The sequence below is a fragment of the Aquirhabdus sp. genome, assembly GCF_046462495.1.
In the GTDB taxonomy this organism is placed as follows: domain Bacteria; phylum Pseudomonadota; class Gammaproteobacteria; order Pseudomonadales; family Moraxellaceae; genus Aquirhabdus.
The window spans coordinates 217,294-231,609 of the sequence record NZ_JBKGVE010000009.1 but is presented as its reverse complement, the minus strand read 5'-3'; the positions used below and the strand labels follow the sequence as shown (position 1 = coordinate 231,609).

Annotated in this window: 13 protein-coding genes; 6 read left to right on the top strand and 7 right to left on the bottom strand. The window is 43.2% G+C overall.

The window, feature by feature from the left end:
* Positions 1-116 precede the first annotated feature (116 nt).
* Together earP and ACLHG7_RS11765 are read right to left on the bottom strand one after the other, a co-directional pair.
* The gene (gene earP, locus ACLHG7_RS11770; protein WP_410211201.1) at positions 117-1,262 is read right to left on the bottom strand and encodes an elongation factor P maturation arginine rhamnosyltransferase EarP; all 1,146 of its coding nucleotides are present in this window, start codon (positions 1,260-1,262) and stop codon (positions 117-119) included.
* Between the two features lie 61 nt (positions 1,263-1,323).
* Positions 1,324-2,469 (bottom strand): alpha/beta hydrolase, encoded by a 1,146-nt coding sequence (locus ACLHG7_RS11765; RefSeq protein ID WP_410211200.1) that lies wholly within the window; start codon positions 2,467-2,469, stop codon positions 1,324-1,326.
* Between the two features lie 412 nt (positions 2,470-2,881).
* Between ACLHG7_RS11765 and ACLHG7_RS11760 the strand changes: the two genes are divergently transcribed.
* The 4 genes from ACLHG7_RS11760 to ACLHG7_RS11745 all read left to right on the top strand — a co-directional run bounded on the left by ACLHG7_RS11760 (position 2,882) and on the right by ACLHG7_RS11745 (position 7,437).
* Entirely contained in the window at positions 2,882-4,105 is a 1,224-nt protein-coding gene (locus ACLHG7_RS11760) for an O-succinylhomoserine sulfhydrylase (RefSeq protein WP_410211255.1), read from the top strand.
* Positions 4,106-4,221: 116 nt separating this feature from the next.
* On the top strand, positions 4,222-5,289 hold the full coding sequence (locus tag ACLHG7_RS11755; protein WP_410211199.1) for a bifunctional nicotinamide-nucleotide adenylyltransferase/Nudix hydroxylase: 1,068 nt from the start codon (positions 4,222-4,224) through the stop codon (positions 5,287-5,289).
* Between the two features lie 100 nt (positions 5,290-5,389).
* On the top strand, positions 5,390-6,820 hold the full coding sequence (locus ACLHG7_RS11750; protein WP_410211198.1) for a nicotinate phosphoribosyltransferase: 1,431 nt from the start codon (positions 5,390-5,392) through the stop codon (positions 6,818-6,820).
* A 32-nt stretch (positions 6,821-6,852) separates the two neighbouring features.
* Positions 6,853-7,437, top strand: a complete 585-nt coding sequence (locus ACLHG7_RS11745) for a DNA-deoxyinosine glycosylase (protein WP_410211197.1) — start codon at positions 6,853-6,855, stop codon at positions 7,435-7,437.
* On the opposite strand, the gene ACLHG7_RS11740 is transcribed toward ACLHG7_RS11745, so the two are convergent.
* From ACLHG7_RS11740 to ACLHG7_RS11720, 5 genes are all read right to left on the bottom strand, one after another.
* Complete coding sequence (locus ACLHG7_RS11740; RefSeq protein ID WP_410211196.1) at positions 7,376-8,170, bottom strand: TrmH family RNA methyltransferase; 795 nt, start codon at positions 8,168-8,170, stop codon at positions 7,376-7,378. The two genes, ACLHG7_RS11745 and ACLHG7_RS11740, sit on opposite strands and share 62 nt — an antisense overlap.
* 65 nt (positions 8,171-8,235) lie before the next feature.
* The gene (locus tag ACLHG7_RS11735) at positions 8,236-9,264 is read right to left on the bottom strand and encodes a class 1 fructose-bisphosphatase (RefSeq protein WP_410211195.1); all 1,029 of its coding nucleotides are present in this window, start codon (positions 9,262-9,264) and stop codon (positions 8,236-8,238) included.
* Positions 9,265-9,453: 189 nt separating this feature from the next.
* On the bottom strand, positions 9,454-9,837 hold the full coding sequence (locus ACLHG7_RS11730) for a DUF2237 family protein (RefSeq protein ID WP_114898871.1): 384 nt from the start codon (positions 9,835-9,837) through the stop codon (positions 9,454-9,456).
* Positions 9,838-10,068: 231 nt separating this feature from the next.
* Positions 10,069-10,845 (bottom strand): rhomboid family intramembrane serine protease, encoded by a 777-nt coding sequence (locus tag ACLHG7_RS11725; RefSeq protein WP_410211194.1) that lies wholly within the window; start codon positions 10,843-10,845, stop codon positions 10,069-10,071.
* Between the two features lie 36 nt (positions 10,846-10,881).
* Positions 10,882-11,148 (bottom strand): glutaredoxin family protein, encoded by a 267-nt coding sequence (locus tag ACLHG7_RS11720; protein WP_410211193.1) that lies wholly within the window; start codon positions 11,146-11,148, stop codon positions 10,882-10,884.
* 184 nt (positions 11,149-11,332) lie between these two features.
* Between ACLHG7_RS11720 and mtgA the strand changes: the two genes are divergently transcribed.
* Entirely contained in the window at positions 11,333-12,010 is a 678-nt protein-coding gene (gene mtgA / locus ACLHG7_RS11715) for a monofunctional biosynthetic peptidoglycan transglycosylase (protein ID WP_410211192.1), read from the top strand.
* Between the two features lie 204 nt (positions 12,011-12,214).
* The gene (gene ppk1 / locus ACLHG7_RS11710; protein ID WP_410211191.1) at positions 12,215-14,296 is read left to right on the top strand and encodes a polyphosphate kinase 1; all 2,082 of its coding nucleotides are present in this window, start codon (positions 12,215-12,217) and stop codon (positions 14,294-14,296) included.
* Positions 14,297-14,316: the final 20 nt, after the last annotated feature.

The window sequence follows — 14,316 nt, the reverse complement described above, 5'->3', positions numbered from 1 at the left end:
ATCCTATGGAGCGTTTCGGTAAGGCGCGATTCTACCCGATTTTTTAACCAAATTCATGACTGTTATGTGTGTTGTTATCCGGTTTTATGATTATTTGAAGGTTATTTATAAAATGTTTAACTTTTAGCAGTCATTTTGGAAAAGAAATGCATTAATCGCCTCGCGAGATCTGACTGCTTGGTTAGATGTTTCTGCCAATGGTATGCAGAGACGGTCCAGTTGGGTAACTGAGCCAGATAAGAAGTCCAGAGGTGATCTTGGGTATTTGCATCATTCCAAGCGCTCATAGCTTGTCGCCAAGAAGGATGAATATCAACATTGGATGTAACATAATCTACGAATGCATCAAGTTTTAAAAGATGAGCATCATCTTCTTGCGGATAGATTTGCCAAAGTAATGGCTTTCCGGACCATTGCGCACGAATAAATGAGTCTTCGCCACGGACAATATTTAAATCACACGCCCAAAGTAACTGATCATAGTCAGTATGATTCATAAAGGGGAGAACAGCGACTGTTAATGCCCCAAAAGTGATTCGATCACCAACCTCTAAATCACGACCCACCCACTTACTCACGATAGTGAGTGCTTTACTCATCGGAATCAGTAAGAGTGTTGAGACATGGTCGGATACTAAATCAGACAACAAATGAGTAATAACTACGTTCTCATAAGCAAAGAGTGAAATACGTCGATCGAAATGCATTGCATCACCAATGCCTAACGCGCTCCAAAAATCGGATTGAATACTTGAATGATCGAGATATCTATTGAATAACGAAGCTTCTCGAATTAAACCGCCACTTTGTGCATAGAAACTTGGAAACCAAAAGTATTGAATCAAACCCGTTTGTGGGTGAGTAGATGGCATGGCATGGCAGTCAATAACCCATGCTTCAGCACTGAGATATTCTAAATTAATCCAAAACGGGGGTTGCCCATCTGCGGATTGCTTAGCCATTCTATTGATCATTGCGTCGGGTAAACGACAACCAAACCCTTCAATCACCAAGTCAAAGTGTTCACGAATATCAGTGAGATCATTCTCCTGCCATAAGCAAACAGTAATCTGATCCAATTTCTGCTGAAATAAGTCAACTTCTAATGTTGGCGCAAGTTTGGAAAAACTGGCGAGATCATCAACCCACAGCACAACATCCATCTCGTATTCATGGGCTAACTGTCGTGCAAGACGCCAACACACGCCGACGTCACCGAAGTTATCGATAACTGTGCAATATATGGCGCATCTTAGAGTCAAAAGTGGATCCTCAACACATATTTTTTCAAAAATATGTGTTTTAAACTTGATTGATAAAAAATTAATCTGAGCGCTTTGCTAACCACTCGCCAAGAATAGGCCAAAATTCTTTGGCCGCCGCTTCACTCGCAATCATACTCACATGACCACCCGGCAATGTGGCAAAGGTGGTGTCACGACTACCGACAAGATCAACCAATGGTCGTACGGCATCAATGGTGACCATGGTATCTGATCGACCACCACCCGCAAGTAAGGCAGCATGAATGTCTTTCAGATAAACAATCTTGCCACCAATTTTAAACTCGCCATGCGCCAGACCATTATCCATCCAGACTTTAATGAGCATATCTCGGTTGATTCCACCTGGATAATCAACCATATGATTGAGAAATGCCCCATGTGTCGCATGACTTTCTACTGCGGCGCGATTATCGAGTTGACGTAGCATCGATAGATGGCCTTTCAAAGTGCCTTGAATATCTAAGAGTTTAAAACCGAGGGCATTGGCCCACCCATAAGAATGCAATAAACCAGCAGGAAGTGTGCGAGGGTGGAAGCCAGTATGCTGTTCAATCCAATTCATGGCTTTGCCTGCACGTTGAAAGAGTGCACCATTGGTACCCGAGAGGTAAGCACTGACGGGGGTTCCTAAGACGATAATATTTCGAATATTAGGATCTTTAGTTGCGGCGGCGTAGAGAAGAGTGAAAACTCCCGACATGCTCCAGCTATGCAAGGATAGCTCCTGAGACCTACTGTGTTGTCTTACTTGTTCAAGCAGTTTGGGCAAGAAATTCAGCACATATTCTTCAAAGTTGTAGCGCGAGTGCTCCCGTGTTGGGCTTCCCCAGTCGGTCATATAGACAGAGAAACCTTGCTCTAATAAATAGCGAACCAGAGAGCGATCCTCAAACAAGTCGTAGACCAGCATGTTGATAGCGAGTGGCGCAACGATGACAACAGGCACACGATGACGTGTTGGGAAGCCTTCAAGTGCTGGATAATGACGTAACTTGATGAGACCTTGTTCTTGAATATCATCGGAAACGACAGTAAAAGGGGTTTTACCTGCTTGAACAAGACTCTCACTATCAAACATACGGTCATGTAAATTAATAAATCGAGCAGACTCTGTCAGTTTCTTTATCGAAGGGACTTTAAAGCGTGATTGCTTTAATGAAGAACGCTTAACAGACGACGACATGAACGTGACTCCAAACCTGAATACAGTAATTTTTAGAATGTGGTGGTGATAAAAAGAGCGATGAATTCTAATGCAGCACTTATGCTTTAGCAAAGCCTGATCAATTTGTTTAGTTTAACAATAAACATGGTGTTTATCTGTTGGCATGCCGCGCAAAATTAAAGTGCATAAGGTCAATGATGCTTCAAACTTTTTGTTTGTGGCTTAGAGATATACAAGCACATGATTTTGTGCTTGACGTACTGGATAGTGGCTTTCACAATGCATTGATTGAATGCTGAATAATAAGCTTTAAAGAATTTATGCATATGTGAAGAATGTTAATTTTTCCAATTTTTTTTTTTGCTTTATCCCAATGAGTAGTGTCATGAGTGATTTACCTGAGCGTTTACCCCGTGGTTTGCAATACGAAATTAACCAAGATAATGATGGTCTTGCAGAACCACAATTTTCTTTTGATACATTAGCTGTTCGTGCAGGCCATACTCCAACCCATGAGGCAGAACACAGCGAACCAATTTTTCTGACCTCTTCATTTGTCTATAGCAGTGCAGCTGAGGCCGCACAGGTATTCGGGGGTGAGAAATCCGGCAATATATACTCCCGTTTTACTAATCCGACAGTACGTATTTTTGAGCAGCGCTTAGCTGCCTTAGAAGGCGGGGAACGCTGCGTTGCTACAGCATCAGGCATGGCAGCCATTCTGTCAGTTGCGATGGCTTATCTTGCTGCTGGTGATCACGTTGTTTGTTCACGTGCCGTGTTTGGAACCACAACCGCATTATTTGATAAATACATGCGTAAGTTCGGGGTAAGTACAACTTTTGTTGACTTAACCGATTTGGCCCAGTGGAAAGGTGCAATTCAGGCCGGAAAAACAAAGCTTTTTTTCTGTGAAACACCGAGTAATCCTTTGTCGCAAGTAGCAGATCTGAAAACTCTGGCAACGCTTGCACATGAACACGATATCCTACTTGCCGTAGATAACTGTTTTTGTACGCCAGCCCTGCAACAACCCCTCAATTTTGGCGCCGATTTGATTATCCATTCGGCAACGAAATATTTGGATGGGCAGGGACGAGCATTGGGTGGTGCAGTCGTGGGTAGTGCAAAATTGTTAGAAGAGGTTTTCCTCGTAACTCGTACGCTTGGACCCTCAATGAGTCCATTCAATGCATGGGTGTTTCTAAAGGGATTAGAGACTTTACGTTTGCGTATGGAAGCCCATTCAGCCAGTGCGTTGAAATTAGCATTTTGGTTAGAAGCACATCCTGCCGTGAAGCGAGTTTATTACAGTGGTTTGCCAAGCCATCAGGGTCATGAATTGGCAAAAAACCAGCAACGTGCATTCGGTGGAATTGTATCCTTTGAGGTCAAAGGGGATACGCCAGAGCAGAGTCGTGTGGCGGCTTGGCAGGTCATTGATTCAACTAAAATGCTTTCCATTACGGGAAATTTAGGTGATACCAAAACCACGATAACCCACCCTGCGACAACAACGCATGGTCGTTTATCTGCTGAAGCTAAGCAACTGGCCGGTGTGACCGAAGGGCTCATTCGGATCGCGGTGGGGCTGGAAGATATCGAAGATATCCAACTGGATTTAGCTCGTGGGCTGAATGCCTTGGCTGGATAGCTCCAGTTTCATAAGCGATACACGAACGTATTGACAATAAGCATTGTCGTCTATTAGATTCAAGACGTGCACTTCGATAGACGATGGTGCACTCACTAACGCCAAGGAGCTTGCGCGTGAATAACGAATCTGAAATAGATCGCTCATCAAATGATGCATTTGACTTCGATTACCTCGTGTTTATTGGTCGTTTTCAACCATTTCATTTTGGACATGAGTCCGTAATCCGTGCCGCACTTGCGCGGAGTCGTCAAGTGATCGTGCTGATTGGCTCTGCATTCTTACCACGTAGTACACGTAATGCTTTTAGTTATGACGAGCGTGTACGAATGATTCTAGCTGCGTTCCATGCAGATGATGCAAAACGGATCCACTGTGTTCCTTTGAATGACTGCCTATATAACGATACGCGTTGGGTGGTACATGTTCAACAATCTGTCGCATCGGTGGTTGATGTCGACTATCAAAAAAAAGATAAAGCACGAATTGGCTTAATTGGCCATAGCAAAGACAAGACATCCTACTACCCCTCCCTGTTTCCTCATTGGCCTTCTGTTCCTGTCGAAAACTATCAAGGTCTTTCAGCAACACCAATTCGGGAGAGTTATTTACTGGGTGCCATGCCTCAGCCAGATCGCGTACCTGAAAGTACCTCTAGATTGCTTACTGAATTTAAGAAAACTTCTGCTTATGCACTTCTGCAAGAAGAAGCATGGTTTATCGATACCTATCGTAAACAATGGGAACGCTCACCTTATCCACCAACGTTTGTGACTGTCGATGCTGTTGTTGTTCAATCTGGTCATATTTTACTTGTAGAACGTAAAGCAATGCCAGGGCGTGGGTTATGGGCACTGCCGGGTGGGTTTATTGGTGAGCGGGAAACATTGGTAGATGCTTGTATCCGTGAGCTCCGTGAAGAAACACGGCTTAAAGTCCCTGATCCAGTGCTCCGCGGGTCCCTACATGGTGAGCGCAGTTTTGATGACCCTTATCGCTCAGCACGCGGCCGTACAATTACGCATGCATTTTACTTTGCATTAAAAAATGACCCTGAAGGCTTGCCACGGGTGAAAGGGGGAGATGATGCCAAGAGTGCTTTTTGGGTGCCTTTAGCCAACGTGACGCCAGATTTATTATACGAAGATCACTACGCCATCATGAATGAAATGATCGGATTGTGATCGTCATAATTGTTGTAGATCAATTTTAAGATGTTCAAAAGGAGGCGAGCCGATAGACGGCTGACTCTTATTATTCACTGCCCGACAGAGGAGTTCTGACATGGCATCCGTACATCAAATCGGTCAATTAACGAACCGCCTTGGCAACATGCTGCTGAATAGCGATAGTTATAAATACTCGCATTGGCTGCAATATCCTCCCGAAACTCGTTTTATCTCAAGCTATATCGAACCGCGTGGCGGGTTGTTTTCTGATGTGGTATTTTTTGGCCTACAGGCATTCTTACTTGAATATCTATCACATCCGATCACATTAGCAGATGTTGAAGAGGCTGCATTACTATTAAATGCGCATGGCGTACCCTTTCATCGTGACGGTTGGCAATATATTGTTGATCATCATAGTGGCTTCCTGCCTATTGCAATCGAAGCACTTGCTGAAGGTACTGTTCTTCCTGCAAAAAATGCCGTGCTACAAATCATTAATACCGATCCGCAATGCTATTGGCTAACGAGTTTTCTTGAAACAGCATTATTGCGTGCCGTTTGGTATCCATCGACAGTGGCAAGTCAAAGTTATGCCTGTCGCCAGATTATTCACTGTGCAATGGAGAAAACTTGTGAATCTATGAGCGGACTACCATTCAAACTCCATGACTTTGGCGCACGTGGTGTCTCAAGCTTAGAAAGTGCAGCACTGGGTGGTTTAGGGCATCTGGTGAATTTCATGGGGACTGACACTGTCAGCAGTTTGATTGCCGCATCTCGCTGGTATGGAATGACAACTCCAGAAAAAATCGCAGGATTTTCAATTCCTGCTGCGGAGCACAGCACGATTACCTCATGGGGACGAGAAGGTGAAGTGGATGCCTATCGTAATATGCTCCGTCAATTTGGTGGCCCCGGAAAAATCGTAGCGGTGGTGAGTGATAGTTACGACCTGTGGAATGCCATCGATAATCTGTGGGGCGGCGAGCTGCGTGAGGAGGTCAGGCAACAAGGCGGTGTCTTGGTGATTCGCCCTGACAGTGGCGATCCAGTCAAAATTGTGCGAGAGTCACTGGAGCGCTTAGCCGTACGCTTCGGCTATCGTATCAATCAAAAAGGCTATAAGGTCCTACCTGATTATGTACGCATTATCCAAGGAGATGGTATCAACGCAGTGAGCTTGCAGAAAATTTTAGATGCAATTATCGCTGCTGGGTTTAGCGTAGACAATTTAGCATTTGGCATGGGCGGTGGTTTATTGCAGCAAGTAGATCGCGACACATTGGGCTGGGCAATGAAAGCAAGTGCTGCAGATGTCGGTGGTATCTGGCGCGATGTTTACAAAGACCCGATTACCAGTCAAGCTAAACGCAGTAAGCGCGGAAGATTAGCAGTTATTGAAACCGAGCATGGAATTGAAACGATTCGCTTAGATGAGCTTGCGGGAAGAAAAAATCTGCTTCTACCCATCTTTGAGAATGGCAAGCTATTACATCGAGTCACCTTGACTGAAATTCGTAAACGCTCCGGCTGGAGCGATTAAATGTCGATGATTGTGATGATGCGAGCTGAATCATGAGTGGTCTGATCCGTAGCTTTGAACCCGTGATCTCTGATTCTGCTCGCGTTTTGATTTTAGGAAGTATGCCTGGGATTAAGTCTTTGAATGAGGAGCAATACTATGCGCATCCACAAAATGCGTTTTGGCGCATCATGTCAGCGCTCTTGAATATTAATCCGCACGCACCATATCCAGAAAAACTGGTGCATTTAAAGTCCTCAGGCATAGCGCTTTGGGATGTACTCCAAACGTGTCAACGTGATGGCAGTTTAGATTCAAGTATTGTGACAGAGACTGAAACTGAAAACGATTTTAAAACTTTATTCCAAAATTATCCAAAGATCAGACACGTTTTTTTCAATGGTGCAAAAGCTGAAGCATCATTTAAACGTCATACTCTAGCTAAAGTTAAGAATTTCGACATTGAATATCTGCGATTGCCATCGACCAGTCCCGCACATGCTGGAATGTCATTTGAAGCAAAGTTAAATGCATGGCGTGTAGTACTGGATTCTGCAACGATAACCAAAGAGGAGACTAAATCAATCTTTGCCGAACCATTTCAAACATACATACCGCCCCTGCAATCGCAACATTAAGTGACTCTTGGCCACCAGGCTGTGGGATACTGACTGAAATTGCATTCTCTAAAGCAATTTGGCTTGCTCCTTGACCTTCATTTCCCATGAGCCATGCAATTGGGGTTCTAAGATTCAGCGCATATAAACTCTGATCTGCATGCGAACTTGTTGCATGTAACGGTATAGTTAAACGCTCAAGAATCTCTCTAATGTCCGCATGCTCAATAACTTGTAAGCCAAACTGAGCGCCCATACCCGCGCGTAAAACACGAGGTGACCAGACTAGGGCAGTACCTGTTGTACAAATAACTTGTTTAATCCCTGCGGCTGCAGCGGTACGTAAAAGCGTGCCTACATTACCCGCATCTTGAACATCCTCAAGAATCAGAACATCCGCATCCAATTGCTCAGGCAATGCTGTAAATGCGGTATCAATCAAAGCCATAATATCGATGCCTTGACCCAAGGTACGCATTTCTTTGTATAGTGCATCTGGCAGAACAAAACGTGCCACGCTGGGCCATGCATCTAATAGATCATTTACTTCAGGGTGCGTTTGTGCACTTTCAGCAAGAAAGATACTATCTGGGATTTTTTCTGCGCGTTGATACGCATCCAATAAATGAATGCCTTCAAGTACCGTTTGGCTCGACTTTCGTCGAACACTTGCATGCTCAAGCAATCCACGTAAATGCTTTAAACGTGGATTGTCGCGTGAAGTGATCGGCAAAAAAGGTTTCTCGGGAAGCATATAACAAACAATACCTTAAACTGGAGCTAAGAGAACTAGGCGCTAATGCCTTGAAATATATTATATTACTCTTGAAACTCGGAATTAGGCGATAAATGATAATGTGTTACACGTAACACTTCATTGCGCGACCCCAATACTACAGGAACACGTTGATGTAACCCATCAGGATTAACATCCATAATACGTTGGCGACCTGTCGTAGAAGCACCGCCGGCTTGCTCAATTAAAAAACTCATCGGGTTGGCTTCATACATCAGGCGCAATTTTCCTGCTTTTTTCGGGTCTTTAAGATCGTAGGGATACATAAATATACCGCCACGAATCAAAATGCGATGTACATCACCTACCATGGACGCAACCCAACGCATATTAAAATCCTTACCACGCACACCCGTTTTACCTTCGAGACACTCGGTAATATAACGCTGCATAGGGGGTTCCCAATGACGCTGGTTTGACATGTTAATTGCAAACTCTTGGGTATCTTCAGGAATCGTCAACTTCTCAGAGGTAAGAATAAATTCTCCGAGATCACGATCTAGTGTAAACACATCGACGCCATCACCTAATGTTAAAACAAGCAGTGTTGAAGGACCGTATAATGCGTATCCTGCTGCAACCTGATGTTGACCCGCTTGAAAGAAATCTTCGGTCGTGACTGCATTGCTATTTGGGCGCTCTAAAATCGAGAAGATCGTTCCTACGCTCATATTGACATCAATATTGCTTGAACCATCTAAAGGATCAAATAAAATCAGATAGCGACCAGAATCACTAGCCACGATCATTTCATCCATTTCTTCAGAAGCAATCGCCGCAGCCTGTCCACCACCAAGCAATGTATCGACCATTAAAACATTAGAAATAATATCCAGTTTTTTTTGTGTTTCACCCTGAACATTGTCTGTATTTGCACTGCCCAAAATCCCTGCCAAAGCACCTTTATGTAGTGCGGCACTGATCCCTTTACATGCAATTGCTGTTTGCAAAATCAATTGTGTAAGATCTACGGATAAGTGATTAATACGTCTTGGAGAATGGCTATTGGCTTGACGAGTCAAAAGATATTGATTAAGTGTAATCGCAGACATAGAGTCACTCTGTGTAGATGAATTGATATAAATAGCTTTTATTCACGAACATGAGTGTCGTGATTAAAGGGTTACAGACAGCGAATTGGGTAGAAGGCTATTTTAGCGCGAATTATCCCGAAAAAATTAATTATCTTTAATCAAAATTTATAGACTATTTTCAAAGAGCCCTAAATCACAATCTATTTACTAAATAGCATATTCACGTAGCTCTTCTAAGGTAACCACCGACAATGCCGCAGCATGGCATGCTTCCAATTTGACTTTCGGTGCAACCCCAGCATCCAGAGCTTCTTTCCAGCGCGTGACACATAAGCACCAATAGTCGCCTGGTACCAAGCCCTGAAAATCAAATTGAGGGATTGGCGTAACCAAATCATTCCCCATTTGCATCGAAAAGCTCAAAAACTCTGCAGTCACTTGCACGCAAACCGTATGTAAACCGAAATCCTGTAATCCGGTATGACAGAATCCGTCGCGGTAATAACCCGTTATTGGGCTAAAACAACAGCTTGCCAAAGGCTCACCCAATACATTACGCGTATTAATGGATGGATCGGGGTGTATAGACATTCAAAAATCCTGTTTTAGCATAAAATATGACAACTAACCTAGCACCGCTTTTGATGCTATTTTTTAGGCATTGTGAAAAAAATCAAAACTTCATATTAAATTAAGTATAGCGCCCAAATCTGGCAACCCTAGGACTATAAAGTAAAAAACTACTTTTCATCTACAGGATATAACATCTACTCTCAAAGAGCAGTGTTATCTCCTTATATTGGTCGCAGACTCAATCTTTGATCATCGGCGAGGTTTCAACTCTGACAATATATCCGCGCGAATGGGTAAAAGCGCTGAGGCTTGTGCTTGAAGCTGATGCAATATGATCCAACTGACGATTAATAAAAGAAAAAAAATACTGATTCTGAATATCGTTTTAATCGTTGGTGATCGTTGATCCGTAAGAGAAAAAACTAGTCCGACCAGTGCTCCAGTCAATAATCCACCGAAATGCGCGGCATTATCGATACCTCGAACACTTAAGCCAAATGCAAAATTGATTGCCATAATGACCAATAGCGGTTTTAATTTCAACGTCTGAGTAATCAGCAGTCCACTTTTAGGCCGCCACGCCGCAATAATTAAAGCTCCCCCTAAACCCATGATTGCGCCAGATGCACCTGCACTAATTGGTGGGATATCACCCTTAAGCAGCATCTCTACGGTAGCTTGATTATGCATAAGGCTCACTAAGCTTCCGACTAAGCCTGCACTTAAATACAAGCCCAAATAGTAGAGTCTGCCATAATAAAATTCTGTATAGATACCAAAAGCATAGAGTGCCCAGCAATTCACAGCCAAATGGATGATGCCTATATGCAAAAACATATTACTGAACAACCGCCAACTATCCCCAGTCAATGTCAGTGGCGCAAAGTTAGCACCCCAGCGAAGTAAATCAACTGTTGACGGGCTAAAAACATTGACCCCGTTGACCGTTTCAAGAGAAAAAACCAAGACATTTATTAAAAGAAAAAATCCAGTTAATCCCAAAGTCTTCCAGTTAGATAAAAGCATGCTCTATCAACTCCTAATCTGTTGATTTTAAAAAATTCAGATGGGCTTTAAAAGGGCTTCGGTCTGATATTGTTCGTGGTGCCACTGTAAAAGTTCAACCAATGAAAAGGGCCAATGATGCTCCTCATGCTTGATCTTGAGAACGGGAATAAATAAACCTAATCGTTCCGTTTCTTCCAGTGCCAAGTCGATAATATCTTGATAGTACCAATCAACAAAACGAGCCGCTGTAAACTGCTGGATTAAACGTGCTGCGCTTTCGCATAAATGACAACCCTCAGTGCCGTATAGAATCCATGTCATCGATATTTAATAGACCTTGGTTAGATGGGGTAAACTTGAAAAAAGACTCCAATATTCAATGTATTTGCTGAAAACAGAATCAAAAGCATTCATTTAATTTTCAAGAGGCGCTGTTTGCGGCCATGAATCATCGTGAAATCAGCTATGCTTAAGCCATCTTAACTTTTTTGATGCTTAGGCGTACATGAAAGCTCTATTGATTCGCAGCCTGTTGGTTCTAGTGTCATTATTCCTTGCCGTTCAGCTCTGGGTATTTGCATGTTTGTTATGGTGGCAGCACTTTCCTGTTCACCACTCCATGTTTATGCGTGCTTATAGTTGGAGCTCTGAAGGAAAGCCTCTTGATCAACAATGGGTCGATGATGCAAATATTAGTATCAATGTAAAACGTGCATTGATTGCAGGGGAGGATGCCAAATTTATATACCACCATGGATTTGATTGGGATGGTATCCGTGCCGCGCTACAAAAGAATGATAAAAAAGGGCATGTCGTAGCTGGAGGTTCAACGATTAGTCAACAGCTTGCTAAAAATCTTTTTCTAACCAATCAGCGTTCTTATATCCGCAAGGGCGAAGAAGCAATCATCACATGGATGATGGAGCGGATATGGAGCAAGCAGCGTATCTTAGAAGTGTATCTGAATGTGATTGAGTTTGGACGTGGTATCTATGGAATAGAGGCAGCGGCTCAATATTATTACGGCAAATCAGCATCACAAATTAATGCCACTGAAGCTGCGAAACTGGCAGGGCTTGTGCCAAATCCTGTGTATTATCAAGTGAATCCTAAAGATCGAAAAATGCTACGTCGCGTTGGACTCATTAGGCGTTATATGGAGTACTCTCGTACCCCTGAATAGAGTTGATGCGGCAAATGTAATTTGAGATATTGTTGAATAAGATATGACATAGCAGTTGTCAATAAACTGTCATATTCCATCTCCACAATATAGGGGGAACATGCAAATGATTGTTACAACACTATTTCAAACAGACTTCAATACCTGCAACCTGCATATATTCACCCCATTTTGACCATACTAATTTGAAAAACTAGGAATATCATGAATCAGGCCGTCCAAACTTCTGAAGCGATTGAATACGATCAAAGCGTTCGCTATCTGAATCGCGATCTGTCCTTATTAGACTTTCATTTACGCGTACTTGAGCAGGCTGTTGATCCATTACACCCAGTCATTGAGCGCTTGGTTTTCCTACTCATTTTCTCACGCAATATGGATGAATTTTTTGAGGTTCGCGTTGCTGGCTTGATGCAGCAGTTGAGCTATAGTGATGATACAACGACTCCTGATGGCATGCATCCATCTGAGATTCTTGCAAAAATTTCAGAAACGGCACATGCCGCAATTGATCGTCAATACCGAATTTTAAATGAAGAAGTATTACCCGCACTTGCCGAAGAAAATATTCGCTTCTTGCGACGCGAAGAGCTGACCAATGACCAAGCAACTTGGGTTCATCAATATTTCCGAGAACAAGTTCTACCTGTATTAACACCGATTAGCTTGGATCCAGCACACCCATTTCCTCGCTTGGTCAATAAAAGCTTGAACTTCATCGTTACCTTAGATGGTAAAGATGCTTTCGGTCGTGATATAAAATTTGCAATTGTTCCGGCACCACGCTCACTCCCACGTGTAGTTCGTTTGCCAGATCATTTGACAGGTGGATTCGAACATCATGTGATGTTATCGGCAATTATTCATGAACACGTGAGTGAGTTGTTCCCAGGAATGTCAGCCACTGGTTGTCATCAATTCCGTGTCACGCGAAATGCCGACTTGGAGTTTGATGAAGAAGCTGAGGACGTCGCGAAAGCATTGAAAGGTGGACTCAGCTCTCGCCGCTTTGGACGGGCTGTACGACTTGAAGTCACTAGCCATTGCCCAGAAAATATTGTCGAATACTTGCTCCGTCGTTTTGGCTTAAATCAAACACAATTATATAAAGTGAACGGCCCTGTAAATTTGGCGCGTTTATTGTCGAACTTTAATCGACCAAAAATGCGCTATAAATCCTTTACGCCAGCAATGCCGGCGGCTCTAAAAACATCAGAAGATATTTTTGCAGCAATTAAAAAACAGGATATTTTGATTCATCATCCTTTTGAGTCGTTTGCACCGGTTATTAATTTTCTCCGTGAAGCTGCACGCGATCCACAGGTTCTTGCAATCAAACAAACACTATATCGCAGTGGTGCTGACTCCGAGATTGTACAAATATTGGCCGATGCAGCACGTCAGGGTAAAGAAGTAACCGCTATTATTGAACTACGTGCACGCTTCGATGAAGAGTCCAATATGGAAGTGGCCAACATCCTGCAAGAAGCAGGGGCTGTCGTTGTTTATGGAATTGTTGGTTATAAAACACATGCTAAAATGATTCTGGTCGTACGCCGTGAAGGTGACAAACTGACCCGCTACGTACACTTAGGGACCGGAAACTACCATGCTGGTAATGCTCGGATGTATACTGATTACGGTTTACTATCGGCAAATCCACAGTTATCTGAAGATGTTCATAAAATCTTTCAAGAACTGACAGGTATGGGGAAGGCGGCAAAATTGCAGAAGTTATTGCATGCACCATTCACTCTACATCCGCAACTTCTTGCATATATCGATGAAGAAATTGGTTTTGCAAAATCTGGCAAAGGTGGCCATATCATCGTTAAAGTGAATGCTTTAACTGAACGTCAATTGATTGACGCGCTCTATAAAGCATCACAAGCTGGTGTGAAAGTTGAGCTGATTATTCGTTCGACCTGCTGTTTACGTCCAGGAGTTCCAGGATTGTCGGAGAATATTACTGTACGTTCAATCGTCGGTCGCTTTCTAGAGCACACCCGAGTGTATTACTTTGGGAGTGGCGGAGAACCTAAGGTCTATTGTGCCAGTGCCGATTGGATGGATCGTAATTTATTTTCTCGCGTTGAGGTGTGTTTCCCAATAGACAATGGTCATCTCCGTCGTAGGATTATTCAACAAGGTCTACAGAATTATCTTGAAGATAATCAACAGGCTTGGAACTTGACCAAAGAAGGCATATGGGAGCGAGTAGTCCCTAAAGAAGGTGAGCCGTTACATATGGCTCAATCGATACTGCTTGAGAAGTTAGCACGCTAGTGCTCGATGCAAATATGGAG

Bases quoted from the DNA above. Each gene is read 5' to 3' on its own strand.
- ACLHG7_RS11765 (WP_410211200.1), bottom strand. From the start codon at position 2,469: ATGTCGTCGTCTGTTAAGCGTTCTTCATTAAAGCAATCACGCTTTAAA.
- ACLHG7_RS11750 (WP_410211198.1), top strand. From the start codon at position 5,390: ATGGCATCCGTACATCAAATCGGTCAATTAACGAACCGCCTTGGCAAC.
- ACLHG7_RS11745 (WP_410211197.1), top strand. From the start codon at position 6,853: ATGAGTGGTCTGATCCGTAGCTTTGAACCCGTGATCTCTGATTCTGCT.
- ACLHG7_RS11740 (WP_410211196.1), bottom strand. From the start codon at position 8,170: ATGCTTCCCGAGAAACCTTTTTTGCCGATCACTTCACGCGACAATCCA.
- ACLHG7_RS11735 (WP_410211195.1), bottom strand. From the start codon at position 9,264: ATGTCTGCGATTACACTTAATCAATATCTTTTGACTCGTCAAGCCAAT.
- ACLHG7_RS11730 (WP_114898871.1), bottom strand. From the start codon at position 9,837: ATGTCTATACACCCCGATCCATCCATTAATACGCGTAATGTATTGGGT.
- ACLHG7_RS11725 (WP_410211194.1), bottom strand. From the start codon at position 10,845: ATGCTTTTATCTAACTGGAAGACTTTGGGATTAACTGGATTTTTTCTT.
- ACLHG7_RS11720 (WP_410211193.1), bottom strand. From the start codon at position 11,148: ATGACATGGATTCTATACGGCACTGAGGGTTGTCATTTATGCGAAAGC.
- mtgA (WP_410211192.1), top strand. From the start codon at position 11,333: ATGAAAGCTCTATTGATTCGCAGCCTGTTGGTTCTAGTGTCATTATTC.
- ppk1 (WP_410211191.1), top strand. From the start codon at position 12,215: ATGAATCAGGCCGTCCAAACTTCTGAAGCGATTGAATACGATCAAAGC.